The following is a 15,244-nucleotide window of genomic DNA, read 5'->3' as shown; positions in this document are numbered from 1 at the left end:
TTTTAAGGGAGCCGCTCAAAGTCCCCCTTTTTAAGGGAGCCGCTCAAAGTCCCCCTTTTTAAGGGAGCCGCTCAAAGTCCCCCTTTTTAAGGGAGCCGCTCAAAGTCCCCCTTTTTAAGGGGGATTTAGGGGGATCAATCGCAGCTTGGGTCAGTATTTGCAAGTTGTGGATAAGCCCTCGCCTGGGGGAGAGGGTTGGGTGAGGGATTAAAACTTTGGTATGGTACGGCTTAAATTGCGATCGCACCCCGCCTATGGATAGCCTGATTCAGGTCATTAGTAGTTTATTTGTATTTATGATTGGCGCGGCGATTGGGAGTTTTCTCAATGTGGTGATCTATCGTCTCCCGGCAGGCGAATCGATTCTCGCGCCGCCCTCCCACTGTCCCCGCTGTCAGGAACGGCTGGCCTGGCACGACAATGTGCCCGTTCTGGCCTGGTTTTGGTTACGGGGCCGCTGTCGCTACTGCCGAGGCGCGATCGCGTTTCGTTATCCCCTCGTTGAAGCGATCGCCGGTGGTCTCTTCCTCGCCATCTTCTGGCAATTCGGCCCCACTATGAGCGCGATCGGCTATGGTCTGCTGCTCAGTTGGCTCCTCGCCCTCGCCCTGATCGACTGCGACACCCTCACCCTCCCCAATCCCCTCACCCAATCGGGTCTCGTCGCGGGGCTGGGCTTCATGGCGATCCAAGGCTGGTTTGAAACGGGGGCACTTCAAGGCAGCGCCGATCGTCTGGTGACGGGCATCTTTGGGGCTGTGCTCGCCCTTTGGGGGTTGGAAGCGATCGCCCTGATTGGTTCCCTGATCTATGGACGTACCGCCATGGGGGCAGGCGACGCGAAATTACTAGCCTTAATTGGGGCGTGGCTCGGTTGGCAGGGGGCAGCCCTAGCGGCCTTTGTGGGCTGCGCCTTGGGGGCGTTTTTGGGGGGCGGTGCGATCGCCCTGCGGCTCTTGGATCGTCGTCAACCGATCCCCTTTGGCCCCTTTCTGGCCCTGGGGGCCACCCTAACCCTTTTTTGGGGTGACATAATAGTATCCACTTATCAACGCTTGCTGTTGGGGGCGGGATGAAATTTGAGACCCATGAAACGAGACTTGCCGCGTCTTGATATTATGAATTTTGTGTCATGGATAACAATTAAGATCGCAGGCGCACGCTGGGAAGCCGAACTCATGCAGCAAATTTTAGCCAGTCATGACATTCCAAGTCGTGTCGTCAATGTGGGGGCGAGCGGATGTTTTTTGACCGGCGAAACGGCTGTACAAGTCCTCAGCCCGGATCGATGGACAGCATTACTATTGCTGAGTCCCAAGGAAGAAGAACTGGAAACCGATGATGAATTTGGCTAACCACGCCCCCTGTTCTTCACCATTGCAACTCATTGAAGCGGAGTCGTTAAAATCCCAAAATGTCTTTATTTGACTGGTTTGCCAATCGCGAAAAAAACCAACCCGTTGCCCCCCAAGGCCACCAAGAGCGCGAAATCGCCGATGGCCTTTGGACGAAATGCCCAAAATGCAGCGTTTTAACCTATACCAAAGACCTGCAAGCCAATTTACAGGTTTGCGTGGACTGTCACCATCACATGCGCGTCGGCAGCACCGAACGAATTCACCAACTGATCGACGCAAAAACCTGGACCCCGCTCCATGAAGATATTTGCCCGATGGACCCGCTGGAGTTTCGCGATCGCAAAGCCTACAAAGACCGCCTGCGGGAATACCAAGCCAAAACCCACCTCAACGATGCCGTGCAAATTGGCACAGGTCTCCTCGATGGTTTGCCCGTCGCCCTCGGCGTGATGGATTTTAGCTTCATGGGCGGCAGTATGGGATCAGTGGTGGGGGAAAAACTGACCCGCCTGATTGAATATGGCACGCAAGAAGGGTTAACCGTGATTATCGTCTGTGCTTCCGGTGGGGCGCGGATGCAAGAAGGGATGCTCAGTTTGATGCAGATGGCGAAAATTTCCGGCGCTCTCGAACGCCATCGCCAAGCCAAACTCCTCTATATCCCGATCCTCACCAATCCCACCATGGGCGGCGTGACGGCGAGTTTTGCGATGTTGGGGGATGTGATTCTGGCCGAACCGAAGGCGGTGATCGGCTTTGCCGGGCGGCGGGTGATTGAACAAACGATCCGCGAAAAACTGCCCGATGATTTCCAAACGGCGGAATATTTGCTCAACTGTGGCTTTGTCGATGCGATCGTGCCCCGCACTCAACTAAAGCGCACCCTCGCCCAGTTAATCAGCCTCCATCAACCCTTTTTCCCCGTCAACACGTCCCCCGCAGACCACCACACCATCCCCTCCACCCACATCATCGAAGCCCACACCCCCGCTTAATCCCTCACAACGAATCAACAAACCCATCTCGTATGTGCCCTCTTTTCGATCCTCCCTAACCCCTCTTGGCAAGGGGGGAACCGTCAAAATTCACCCTTAATATGTGCCCTCTTTTCGATCCTCCCTAACCCCTCTTGGCAAGGGGGGAACCGTCAAAAAGTTACCCTGATATGAAATTTAAGGAAATAATCCGGTAATTCCGTAGTGCGAGCATCTTGCTCGCTAAAGATTTAGAGCCTTCTTGCTAAAGATTTAGAGCTTTTTCAATGACCGGATTAACTCTTGAACCTCCATTAAAGGGGAATTATAGGGGGATAAACCCCAGACTCGGCCAACACCTGTATCCGCTCATTTCACGTTGAGAACCCTTGAAAACCCCGTTTCACTATCGCCAACTCGCCCCCTATATTCAGGCTCAACGCCTGACGATCGCTTCTGCTCTCTTAGCAACGCTCGTATTTACCGCCTGTTGGCCCGCCTTGATTAAAATCGCGGAAGCCTTGGCCGAATCCGTGGGCACGGGGAATGTCCAGGGCAGTGCAAGGATTGCGGGCATTGCGGCGGCGATCTTTTTCGTGCGAGCGATCGCGCAATATTGCCAAGACACCCTCATGGCCAAAGCCGCCCTCCAACTCACCCTCAACCTCCGCAAAAATGTGTACGCCCATGTGCAACGGTTGAGCCTAAGTTATTTTGAACAGACAAAAACGGGGGATTTATCCTATCGGCTCACGGAAGATGTAGATCGAATCGGCGAAATTGTTAACAAAATTTTTCAGCAGTTTGTACCCTGCATTTTGCAACTGATTGTTGTTTTGGGGATGATGGTCTATTTAAATTGGCAACTCACCGCGAGCGCGTTGGTGATTGGGCCATTGATGGCGCTGTTGGTGGGCTTTTTTGGGGAGCAACTCTTGCAATATTCTCGCCGCAGCCAAAACCGCATTTCTGACCTTTCATCCCTGTTGATTGAATATTTCAGCGGCATTCGCCTCGTTCAAGCCTTTGCCGCCGAAGACTACACCTTAAAGCAATTTACCCACTACGCCGAAGACAACCGCCGCACCCGCTACATGACTGAAAAAATTAAAGCCTTTCAAATTGTCTTTGTGGGCTTTCTCTATGCCATGAGTGTGGTGTTTATTTTCTTCTTGGGGACGTGGCAGATTGCCCAGGGGAATTTAACCGGTAGTGAGTTTGTCGGCTATCTGGCCGCTGTGGGGATGCTGATTGATCCGATTAGTATCACCACCTCGAATTACAACGAATTCAAACAGGCTCAAGCCTCGGTAGATCGCGTTTTTGAACTGCTGAATTTAACGCCAGGGGTGGAGGAAAAGCCCGATGCGATCGCGCTTCCCACCGTCTCCGGCAAAGTGGAATATCAGGGAATTTCCTTTGCATATGTTCCCGGTGAGCCAGTGTTAAATGACCTCAGTTTTCGAGTGCATCCCGGTGAAATGATCGCCCTCGTGGGCCATTCCGGAGCCGGTAAAACCACCTTAGTTAATCTATTACCCCGCTTCTACCAAGCCGCCACCGGAACGATTTTAATTGATGGGATTAATGTGGCTGATGTGACTCTCAAAAGCCTGCGGCAGCAGATTGGGATTGTACCCCAGGAAACAATTTTATTTTCTGGAACCATTGCCGAAAATATTGCCTTTGGCCGCCAGGATTTTCACCTTGACCAAGTGGAAGCCGCCGCCAAAATTGCCAACGCCCATCAATTCATCACAGAATTTAGCCAAGGCTACACCACCTATGTGGGGGAGCGGGGCGTGAATCTCTCCGGTGGTCAGCGGCAACGGATTGCGATCGCCCGCGCCATGTACCTCAACCCCCACATCCTGATCCTCGATGAAGCCACCTCCGCCCTCGACTCCGAATCTGAAGCCCTGGTGCAGGAGGCCTTAGAACGGATTATGCGCGATCGCACCGTCTTCGTCATTGCCCACCGCCTCGCCACCGTGCGCCGCGCCGATCGCCTCTTCGTCATGGAACAGGGCCAAATCGTCGAAGCCGGAACCCACGCCGAACTAATCGAGCAAAACGGCCGCTACGCCCGCTTCTATGCCCAACAATTCACCCCCGATCAATAATATCCTGCCCCTCTCAAACCCTCATGGCTCTGAAAGCTCGGCACATTGTCTTAAGACAGGTTCCGGGCTTCGGCCATCCCAATATGCTTTAAACTTCGTTACTATCCAAGTTGAGTCTATCCACAGGGACTTTCCCATGTCTAACCCCAATTCCAACGCCCTCAATCCCATGCCGCCCCGATCGCCGCAGCCGAAAGTGCGAGTTTTGGCACTGGTGGGAGCGACGCTACTGCTGACCGGGGTGGGGGTGGGCTGGCGTTGGTGGGCTGGACAACAGCAGCAACAGGCGGCCATCGGACAGCCCCAAAGCCAAGCTCTGCCGGTGAAGTTGATCACCCTGGAGCCAACGATGGTGACGAATTCGACGGATTTTGTGGGGTCCCTGGCAGCGGAACAGGTGGTGGAGGTGCGACCGGAGGCGACGGGACGGGTGCAGCGCATTTTTGTGGCGGCGGGCGATCGCGTCGCGGCCGGAGCGCGGTTAGTGGAACTCAAACCCGATCAGGCCGAGGCGAATCTGGCCAGTTTGCTTGCCACCGTTAATTCAGAACGGGCGGTGGAAACGAATGTGCAGTCTGAGATCGCGGCCCTCAATGCCGATCGCATCGCCCTCAAAGCCGATGTGGAGTTGAAAACGGAAGATTACAAACGGATCGAGTTTTTAGTGAAAGAAGGGGTGCTGAGTGAGCAGCAACTGGATCAGGCCAAGCGCGATCGCGATGTAGCGATCGCCACCCTAGCCGCGATCGATGAACGGATCACCGCTGCCCGCGCCACCCTCACCCAAGCCCAAGCCAACCGCCAATCCGCCCAGGCCAACGCCAACCGCGCCCAAGCCCAACTCGAAGAAACCGTTGTTACTGCACCCTTTGCGGGGGTCGTGGGGGATCTTGCCGTGGAACTGGGGGATGTGGTCACCGACAGCGACACCCTCACCACCCTGACCCAAAATAACGTCCTCAATCTCAGCATTTCCATCCCCACCGAACGCGCCCCCGAATTGCAACTGGGGCAACTGGTGGAACTGGTGACCGAACAGGGCAACATCCTCAACACCGGGGAAATCAGTTTTATCGATCCCAACGTTGACCCCGCCCAACAAACCCTCCTCGCCAAAGCCCGCTTCATCAATCCCGGCGAACTGCTGCGCAATGGGCAGTTTGTGCGGGCGCGGCTGGTGTGGCGCACGGAGCCGGGTTTGCTCGTGCCGACCGTGGCGATTACGCGGTTAGCCGGGAAGCCCTTCGTGTTTGTTGCTGAAGTGCCGACCGAGGCGGATGAAGTGCCTCCCGATACGGAATTTATTGCCCGGCAACGGCCCGTAGAACTGGGGCAAATTCAGGGAGATGCCTACAATATTCTATCGGGGGTGCAACCGGGCGATCGCATCGTCGTTTCCGGCATTCTCAACCTCACCGACGGCGCACCGATCATGCCCCTCCCTGATGATGCGCCCGATGCGTCCTTTACTGCTCCATAGCTTATGTTTGTCAACACCTTTATTAAGCGTCCGGTGGTGGCGATCGTTTTTGCGATCGTGATTAGTCTGATTGGCGGGGTGATTCTCCCCACCTTACCCATCGCCCAATACCCCGAAATCGCGCCGCCCCAAGTCCAAGTCACCGCCAACTACACCGGGGCCAGCGCCGAAATCGTTGAAAACACCGTCACTAACGTCCTAGAACAGGAAATCAACGGTGTCGAAGGCGTGCGCTACATCTCCTCAAGCAGCAGCAACAACGGCACCAGCCAAATTAACATCACCTTTGATGCGGGGCGCGATCTCGATCTCGCCGCCGTGGATGTCCAAAACCGGATCGCCACCGTCCAAGCCCGCCTCCCCGAAGCCGTCCAGCGTACCGGGGTCAGTGTCAGCAAGCAATCCAGCGGCTTTTTGATGGCCTTGAGCCTCTATTCCGAGGGGGGAACCTACGACACCTCTTTTTTAAGTAACTATGCCGATCTCTACGTGGCGGAAGCCTTAAAGCGGATTCAAGGGGTGGCGGGGATTCAGATTTTCGGAGAACGGCGCTATGCGATGCGCCTCTGGGTAGACCCCCAACGCTTGGCCAGTCGCGGCCTGACGATGCTTGATGTGACCAACGCCGTCAGTGAGCAAAATTTCCAAATTGGGGCGGGGCGTTTAGGTCAGTCGCCCAACGATGGCGAGCAGCAATATCAACTGGATCTTGAATCCTTTAGCCGTTTCACCAGTGCCGACGAATTCGAGGAGATGGTGCTGGCGACCGATCCGGACAGTGGTTCCTTGGTGCAGTTCCGGGATGTGGGGCGCGTCGAATTGGGCGCGGAAGACTACAACACGATTTTGCGGTTTCGGGGCAATACGGCGGTGGGCTTGGGGGTGTCGCAACTGTCGGGGAGTAATGCCCTAGAGGTGGCGGCAGCGGTGAAGGCGGAGATGGCGCGGCTGGCTGACCAGTTTCCACCGGACATGACCTATGCGATCGGGTTTGATACGACGGAATTTGTGGAAGCCTCGATGACGGAGGTGGTCTGGACGTTGATTCAAGCCATTGTCTTGGTGGTGTTGATTATTTTTGTGTTTTTGCAGGATTGGCGGACAACGGTAATCCCGGCGATTACGATTCCCGCGTCGTTGATTGGCACATTTATTTTCGTTAAGGCGTTTGGGTTTTCAATCAATGCGTTGACATTGTTTGGTTTGACCCTGGCGACGGGGATGGTGGTGGATGATGCGATTATTGTCGTGGAAAATATCGATCGCCTCATTCAAACCCAAGGCATGCGCCCCAGGGAAGCTGCGATCGCATCCATGCAGGAACTGACTGGAGCCGTAATCGCCACCTCGTTGGTGCTGATGGCGGTGTTTGTGCCCGTGGCCTTTTTCCCCGGTTCGACGGGGGCGCTGTATCGTCAATTTGCCCTGACGATCGCCTTTTCCATCGCCGTTTCCACCTTTCTCGCCCTTACCTTTACCCCCGCCATTTCCGGGGTCTTACTGCGTCAAGGCCGCCACGCCCCCCCACCGCTGCAATGGCTCTTCGATCGCTTCAATAGCTTCCTCGACTTCTGCCAACGCAGCTATGCCGACACCCTCCGGACGATCATGCGGTTCCGCTGGGTGTTGGTGGCAGTGTTTGCGATCGCCCTCGCCGGCACAGCATTCATGTTTACCAAAGTCCCCTCCGGCTTCCTCCCCGAAGAAGACCAAGGCTACTTTATTACCCTGATCCAAGCCCCCGAAGGCGTTTCCCTCAACTACACCAGCGATGTGGTGGCACGAGTGGAATCAGAATTGCTCAAAGTCCCCGAAGTCCGCGCCACCTTTGCCGTCACTGGCTTCAGTTTCACCGGCAGCAGTGCCAACAATGGCATCATCTTTTCTCCCCTCAAACCCTGGTCAGAACGGCGGCGGCCGGATCAATCGGTGCAAGCCATCATCGGCAAACTCTTCCCCACCTTCATGGGCATCACCGAAGCGCGAGTTTTCCCCGTCAATCCGCCCCCGATTCGCGGCCTAGGAACCTTTGGCGGCTTTTCGTTCCAACTCCAAGACCGGCGCGGCGTGAACGATCTCGATACCTTGGTGCAAACGTCCGGCAAGATTATCGGGGCAGCGAATCAAAATCCCGGCCTGCAACGGGTGTTTACCTCCTTTGCCGCCAGCACGCCCAAGCTGGATTTAGAGATTAATCGGGGTGGGGCGAAGGCGTTGCAAGTGCCCATTGATGACCTGTTGCGGACATTACAAACGGCGATCGCCTCTCGCTATGTCAATGATTTCACCCTCGGCCAACGCAACTATCGTGTCTATGTCCAGGCGGATCAACAGTTCCGCGACAATTCCGCCGATCTCGATACGCTCTATGTGCGATCGCGCAATGGCCGCCTCTACACCGTCGGGTCACTGGTCAAAGCCACCCCCAGCACCGGAGCCCAAACCATCAACCATTTCAACCTCAACCGCTCCATCGAAATCACCGGCAGCGCCGCCCCCGGCATGAGTTCCGGGGATGCGATCGCCGCCATGGAAGCGATCGCCGCCGAAGCTCTCCCCCCCGGCCTCGGCTACGAATGGTCAGGAACCTCCGCCGAAGAAGTGGAATCCGGCGGCCAAGCCCCCTGGATTTTTGGCCTCGGTCTCGTCTTCGTCTTCCTCGTCCTCGCCGCCCAATACGAAAACTTTTTCGACCCCTTCATCATCATGTTGGCGGTTCCCCTCGCCATCCTCGGCGCATTACTGGCCCAATCCTCGCGGGGTTTAATCAACGATGTCTACTGCCAAGTGGGGCTGGTGATGTTAATCGGGCTAGCGAGTAAAAACTCGATCCTAATCGTCGAATTCGCCAACCAACTCCGTGCCGAAGGGTTTCCCCTGGTCAAAGCTGCGATCGAAGCCTCCCGCGAACGCCTCCGCCCGATTCTGATGACCGCGATCTCCACCCTCTGCGGCATTTTCCCCCTCGTCATCGCCACCGGAGCCGGAGCCGGTAGCCGTCAATCCTTAGGAACCGCCGTCTTCGGCGGCATGTTCGTCGCCACCTTCCTCACTCTCTTCATGGTTCCCACCCTCTATGTAGTCGTCATGTCCCTCCAAGCCAAACTCTTCCCCGCCCTAGCCGAACCGCCGCGATCGAAGTTTGAACATCATTAAAGCGCGATCGCGCCTCGGCAAAGCAGAAGGGGCAGCCATGTCGTCCACGCTGCCCTACGCCGGGTTTGGACGACCGCGCAAGACCGATCAGCACGGTGTCAGATGGCTCAGATGCGCCCAGGGGATGCCTTGACCCAAGTAGTTTTTCAGGGCATTGTGGAGACGGGAGGAGGCCCAGGTTGTACCGCCTCATCGGTCAGCACCGAGAGTCTGCTACTCATCTTCTGCGATCCTCTACAATGCAAAGTCAAGCCGGGTGTCTATTCAGATTGTTGTGCATGACGCAATTTGACGGAACTTCGACATTGTTACCCCAACAAATTACTGCTTATGAAAGCCCTGTTCATTTATCCCATTTTTCCGAAAAGCTTTTGGTCTTTTGAACGAACGATCGCACTCATTGGCCGTAAAACATTTTTACCGCCCCTCGGATTAATTACCGTCGCGGCACTGCTTCCCCAAGAGTGGGACATGAAACTCGTCGATCGCAATGTCCGCGAGGTCACAGACGAAGAATGGGACTGGGCTGATATCGTTATTTTGTCGGGCATGATCGTGCAGAAAAAAGACCTGATCGATCAAATTCGAGAAGCCAAACGGCGGGGCAAACTCGTCGCGGCGGGTGGGCCCTATCCCACGTCCATCCCCCAAGATTGCGAAGCCGCTGGTATTGATTTTCTAATCTTGGATGAAGGGGAAATCACCCTACCGATGTTTGTCGAAGCGATCCAAAACGGGGCCCAATCGGGTACATTTCGCTCCGGTGGGGAAAAACCCGACGTGACCTCAACCCCGATTCCCCGCTACGACCTGCTGGACTTGGATGCCTACGCGGTGATGTCGGTGCAGTTTTCGCGGGGTTGCCCGTTCCAATGTGAATTTTGCGACATCATCGTGCTCTACGGTCGCAAACCGCGCACCAAAACCCCAGAGCAATTACTCGCGGAATTGCAGTATCTCTATGAATTGGGCTGGCGTGAAACGGTGTTTGTGGTGGATGACAATTTCATCGGCAACAAGCGCAATGTGAAATTGTTGCTCCAAGCCTTGCAGCCCTGGATTGAGGAGCGGGGTTATCCGTTCACCTTCAACACAGAAGCGTCGGTGGATCTTGCCCAAGATCAAGAGCTTATGGACATGATGGTGGCTTGTAATTTTGGCTCTGTGTTTTTGGGGATTGAAACCCCCGATGAAGGCAGCCTGGCCGTGACGAAGAAGTTTCAAAATACCCGCAGCCCCTTGGGGGAATCGGTGGATAAGATTACCCATTCCGGTTTGCGGATTATGGCTGGGTTCATTATTGGCTTTGATGGGGAAGCACCGGGGGCGGGCGATCGCATCGTCCAATTTGTGCAAAGTCACGGCATTCCCGTCGCCATCTACAGTATGCTCCAAGCCCTGCCGGATACCGCCCTTTCGATCCGCCTCGCCAAAGAAGGCCGCCTCATCGACACCAGCGGCGACATCAACCAAACCACCCTGATCAACTTTGTGCCTACCCGCCCGGTCGAAGAGATCACCCGCGAATATATCGATACCTTTTGGCAACTGTATGATCCTGTCCTCTTCCTAGAGCGTACCCATCGCTGCTATCGGATGCTGGCTCAGGCCAATTTCCCCACGAAAAAACGCGCCCCCAAACCGATCCGCTGGAAAACGACGATCAATGCCATGCTCACGATCCTCTGGAAGCAGGGTATCGTGCGGCCGACGCGCTGGAAGTTCTGGCCCTACCTGCTCGACATTGCGATCCACAATCCGGGCGGGGTGATGAGCTATCTCCATGTCTGTGCCTATATTGAGCACTTCGCGGACTATCGCCATATCGTCAAGGCTGAGATTGAAACTCAACTCCAGAAATTCCTCGCCCAAAAGGCCGCCCTCGAAGCCTCGAAACAAGCGGAGCTGTCCGAGGTGGCATAATGCCCTCACCCAACCCTCTCCCACGGGAGAGGGCTGCCAGTATTGACCTAGCCTGCGCTTGATTCCCCTCTGTAGTCAAGGCAGCGAGCTAGAAGCTCGCACTACAGAGGATTCCAGGCCAGGTAGTGTGAGCCTCTGGCTCACTCATACCCCCTCCAGATTCTGGGTTATGTATAAGCAGTAGCTCCCGTGGGAGGGGGCTTTTTTTGTGGCCCGTGTTTCCTGCTGTCTTAAAGCCACTCTTCGGCGGTGGTGAAGGTGGGGAGGTTGGGGGGGATGACGGTGCGATCGCAACTCGTTTTACGGCTTTCTTGCTGGGTTGCCACATTGATCGTCACCGCCTCGAAGCGCACCGACTGCGCCCCCAGAGGCACAATTAATTGGGTCATCGTGACGAGGCTGCCTGTTCCATCGGCTTCAAATTCGATGAACGCCCGTGGCCCGTCGAGGAGTTGGCGCGTTTCCCGATCCTGAACCCAGAGTTTGACATAGACCGTGCCCAGGCTTTGGGGCGGCAATTTCACCGTCATCAAAATCATTTCCCCAGCGGTGAGTTCTCCCCCTTGCACTTCGAGGATCGGGGCGGGGACGGCGGTGGGTTCCGGCGGTGGGATGGGGCGATCGCGGATGTCCGGATCGGGATTGGGGAGCGTGGGGCGGCTCGCAGGCGCAATGGTGTTAAGTTCCGGGGGGTAGGGAAGTCCGGAGGTGTCGTATTTGGGGGCGGGGGGGCTGGGGCGTTGGGCGAGGGTGCTAATCGTGTCGGGGTCGTCGTCTTCATCATCAACCACAAATTCTTGAATGGGCCAATCGCCCCGCTCCCAGCGGTTCGCGTCGGTGGTCATTTGACGCTGTTCGGCTTGGGCGATCGCACTCAATGCCTCTTCCACCGAATCAAGGCCGGTAATGCGATGCTCGCCATAATCAAACCCATGGGCATCCTCGTGATCGGGGTGAGCAGTGTCAGCAGGATCATGATCATCATCCTGACTGGCGTGCTTGGTGAGGTCGGGCCCGGTGGGGATTGCATCGGTGCGATCGCTTTCCGTGGTCAAATCGCTCAACCGTCGCCAAAAATGCTGCTCAAATTGAGATGGGGACGCGGCTGCTGCCGCTGGTTTGTCCGTGGCCGCAGCGGGATCATGGGGGTCTGGTTTGGCGGCCACGTCGAAGGGTTCTGATCCTGGCCCGGAGTCTGCCTGTTCCCCTCGTGCCGTGTGGTTTTGTAAGACAGTCGCCAGGCGCAAATCCAGCGGCGGCGGATGGTCATAGCGTGGAGCCTCAGACCCCAGGGAAACGACGGGAATCGGTTCAGAGGGGGTGTGATGGCGTTGTTGAGTCGCGATCGCCCAATCCTCTTCGGTGGGATAGGAGAGGGGGGGCGTGGCTTCTGGGGGATCGGGAGGCTGAACCGGCGCGGGTTCCGTCGGGGGAGGAGGTGCGATCGCCTCTAGATCAGGAAACGCGGGCAACGGGGAAGCCGCTTCCGTTGGTGGCGGCAATGCCAGGGGATCGCGATCGCGACGCGGCGGCGGACTGCTGAAATTAGGCAGATCGAGCGCTTTCCGGCGGGGGCCTTGGGGTTGATTCAACCGAGGCGGCATCACCGACAGGGGACGCGCCTTCACACTAGGGCCACTGTTCCAGAAATCATCAAGGGGCGGAACTTGCGTCGGCGGTAAATGGACTTCCGGCGGGGGTTCCGGTTGCGGTAACGGCACTTGTTTCACCGTATCCAACAATTCCGCCAAACTCGCCGTGATCGAAAAACTCTGGCTCGTCAGTTTATAGGGAATCGTCTGCTCTGCTTGATAGGCATACACCTCTAGCACCACTTCCCCCAAAATTAACCGCGTCTCATACCCCGTCGGCACATCTAATAAATAGTTAAACACCAACGGAATCGTCGCATCACTCAGGGGCTGCTCCACATTCAGCAACAGGTCAAAGGTTTGGGGATCGCGGAGTTCATAGCGCAACACCCCATCAAACCCCTGATCCAAAATGCTGGGGTGTTGGGGTGGGAGGAAGTTCACATGACCCGAAATCAAAATCGGCTCTTCTTGACGACGCACAAAGGTATCTTGCAGCAGGGTGATGCCTAACTGCACCTGGCTGAAGTTGGGGGCTGGTGGGCGATCGGTGGCTTCAACGGGGGTGACTTGGGGCGGCGATGGTGGCGGCACATAGGGGGCTGGTTCCGTCACCTGGGCCAGGATACTTTCCAGGCTGCTGATCGACTGTTCAAGGAGGGAATGGGCGGTAACGCTGTCGAAGTCGTTGGGGTCTGGGGTTGGGGCGGGGGGTGCTTCGGGGCGGGGCAGGGGATCGGACGGAACCCCATTGAGGGGATGATCGCGATAACCGGGCTGTGGTGGCGGTGGCGCGGTAAAGATCGGTCGCGGCTCGACCCTGGGGGCTGTGCCGTTCCGATCGCGCCCCTGGGCAACCTCAGCCGGTGGCGCGATCGGTGGTGCGATCGGTTCTGACGGCAGCGGCTCGGCTTTGGGAGGTTGAACCCGGAGTAAGAGGGTTTGGCTCTCGGTGTCAAGACTGGGGGCGTTGAAACGAAATTCCCACAGACCCGTTTTAAGCTCAGTAAAGGGAATCACCACCATCAAGCCGTCTTTGTTGGTGCGGCCGGTGCGTTTTTGCGATCGCTTCTGGGGCGGCTCTTGATCCAGCGTTTGATAAAACACCCGAATCTCCACATCCGTATCCGCAGGACACCCCTGGGCCACAATGCGATACTGTCCCGTTGCTAACGCTAACTTCCGATTTTTAATCGGAAACCACGATCGCGTTTCCTTTTTTTGTAGTAAAAACTCCCAAGCCTCCATGCCTAATCCCCATCGTGAACGGTCTGAATTTCCGTCATCCCCATCACCCCTGCTCCATCGCATCCTCAGCCAAGCGTTGCTTCAGTGTAGCTAATGAACCGAGCAAATCCGCTTGGGACTGCTGGGTCTGCTCCTGAGTTTTCAGCCATTTTAGGCCAACCATTCCCGCTTCGGCCTCGCTTGCGCCGAGAACCAGACAAAGGGACGCGCCACTCCGATCCGCCCGCTTGAATTGTTTTTTAAACGCTGCCCCGCTGAGGTCAAATTCCACCCGCAGCCCCGCCTGACGTAATGCCTGGGCTAACTTCATCCCTTGGGCAGTGGCGCGATCGCCCTGAGACACCAAATACACCTGCGCCCATGCCATCGGCGCATCCTCACCCCTCAACTGCTCCAGCAGCAAGATCAACCGCTCCACCCCCATCGCCCAACCCACCGCCGGAGTCGCACTGCCGCCCAACTCCGACACTAGCCCGTCATAGCGACCGCCGCCGCACACCGTCGCCTGAGCACCGAGATCCGTAGACTGAATCTCAAAGGCCGTATGGGTGTAGTAGTCCAACCCCCGCACCAGACGCGGATTAATCCGATACTCAATCCCCAAGGTGGTTAGCATTGCCTGCACTTGCTCGAAATGGTGGCGAGAGGCATCGCTGAGGTAGTCCAACAGTTGGGGCGCGTCTTGAACGATCGCTTGCGTGTTCGGGTCTTTGCTGTCGAGGATGCGCAGGGGGTTACGGGTGAGGCGGTCTTGGGAATCGGCATCGAGATCCGCCTTGTGGGGGGTGAGGAATTCGATCAAGGCGGCGCGGTAGGCGGTGCGATCGCTCTGATTCCCCACGGAATTAATCTCCAATTGCAGCGACTTCAACCCCAACTGCTGCAAAATATCCGTCGCCACGGCGATCACTTCCACATCCGCCGCCGGGGACTCACTGCCGATCAACTCCGCCCCAATTTGATGAAACTGCCGCTGCCGTCCCGCTTGGGGTCGCTCGTAGCGAAACACCGGGCCCGCATACCAAAGCCGCTGCACATTACGTTTCGCCCCCAGCTTATGCTCAATGAAGGCCCGCACCACCCCCGCCGTAAATTCCGGCCGGAGGGTAATACTGCGATCGCCCCGATCCGTGAACGTATACATTTCTTTCCCCACCACATCGGTGGCTTCCCCAATCCCCCGCGCAAACAATTCCGTCTGCTCAAAAATCGGGGGCCGCACTTCACTATAAAGCGCATTCCCAAACACCGAGCGGGCGATCGCTTCCACCTGTTGCCAGTACCCCACTTCCTCCGGCAAAATATCCCGTGTGCCCCGCAGCGCCTTAATTGTACCCATCCCGCTTTTCTTGCTTCCCTCAGCGATTAATCAGTGATTCGAGAAAATCTT

The 15,244-nt window shown here is 56.5% G+C and carries 9 protein-coding genes; 7 read left to right on the top strand and 2 right to left on the bottom strand.

Annotation, left to right across the window (positions count from 1 at the left end; all coding sequences use genetic code 11):
* The first annotated feature begins 254 nt into the window (after positions 1-254).
* The 7 genes from PN477_RS17755 to PN477_RS17725 all read left to right on the top strand — a co-directional run bounded on the left by PN477_RS17755 (position 255) and on the right by PN477_RS17725 (position 11,014).
* Complete coding sequence (locus tag PN477_RS17755; protein ID WP_272117656.1) at positions 255-1,076, top strand: prepilin peptidase; 822 nt, start codon at positions 255-257, stop codon at positions 1,074-1,076.
* Between the two features lie 12 nt (positions 1,077-1,088).
* The gene (locus PN477_RS17750) at positions 1,089-1,355 is read left to right on the top strand and encodes a hypothetical protein (protein ID WP_072620470.1); all 267 of its coding nucleotides are present in this window, start codon (positions 1,089-1,091) and stop codon (positions 1,353-1,355) included.
* A gap of 59 nt (positions 1,356-1,414) precedes the next feature.
* Positions 1,415-2,353 carry an acetyl-CoA carboxylase, carboxyltransferase subunit beta gene (gene accD, locus PN477_RS17745; RefSeq protein ID WP_272117654.1) on the top strand — a complete coding sequence of 313 codons (939 nt, stop codon included), beginning with the start codon at positions 1,415-1,417 and terminating at the stop codon, positions 2,351-2,353.
* Between the two features lie 368 nt (positions 2,354-2,721).
* Positions 2,722-4,455, top strand: coding sequence for an ABC transporter ATP-binding protein (locus PN477_RS17740; RefSeq protein WP_272117653.1), 1,734 nt, complete (start codon positions 2,722-2,724; stop codon positions 4,453-4,455).
* A gap of 136 nt (positions 4,456-4,591) precedes the next feature.
* Positions 4,592-5,935, top strand: a complete 1,344-nt coding sequence (locus PN477_RS17735; protein ID WP_272117651.1) for an efflux RND transporter periplasmic adaptor subunit — start codon at positions 4,592-4,594, stop codon at positions 5,933-5,935.
* A 3-nt stretch (positions 5,936-5,938) separates the two neighbouring features.
* The gene (locus PN477_RS17730) at positions 5,939-9,091 is read left to right on the top strand and encodes an efflux RND transporter permease subunit (protein ID WP_272117649.1); all 3,153 of its coding nucleotides are present in this window, start codon (positions 5,939-5,941) and stop codon (positions 9,089-9,091) included.
* Between the two features lie 330 nt (positions 9,092-9,421).
* Positions 9,422-11,014, top strand: coding sequence for a B12-binding domain-containing radical SAM protein (locus PN477_RS17725; protein WP_272117648.1), 1,593 nt, complete (start codon positions 9,422-9,424; stop codon positions 11,012-11,014).
* A 230-nt stretch (positions 11,015-11,244) separates the two neighbouring features.
* Here PN477_RS17725 and PN477_RS17720 read toward each other — a convergent pair whose 3' ends face one another.
* Together PN477_RS17720 and hisS are read right to left on the bottom strand one after the other, a co-directional pair.
* Entirely contained in the window at positions 11,245-13,854 is a 2,610-nt protein-coding gene (locus PN477_RS17720; protein WP_272117646.1) for a hypothetical protein, read from the bottom strand.
* A 43-nt stretch (positions 13,855-13,897) separates the two neighbouring features.
* Positions 13,898-15,193, bottom strand: a complete 1,296-nt coding sequence (gene hisS, locus PN477_RS17715) for a histidine--tRNA ligase (protein WP_272117644.1) — start codon at positions 15,191-15,193, stop codon at positions 13,898-13,900.
* Between the last annotated feature and the right edge of the window lie 51 nt (positions 15,194-15,244).

Origin of the sequence: Spirulina subsalsa CS-330 (genome assembly GCF_028330765.1) — a bacterium.
Classification (GTDB): domain Bacteria; phylum Cyanobacteriota; class Cyanobacteriia; order Cyanobacteriales; family Spirulinaceae; genus Spirulina; species Spirulina subsalsa_A.
This window is presented reverse-complemented; position numbering and strand designations above follow the sequence as displayed.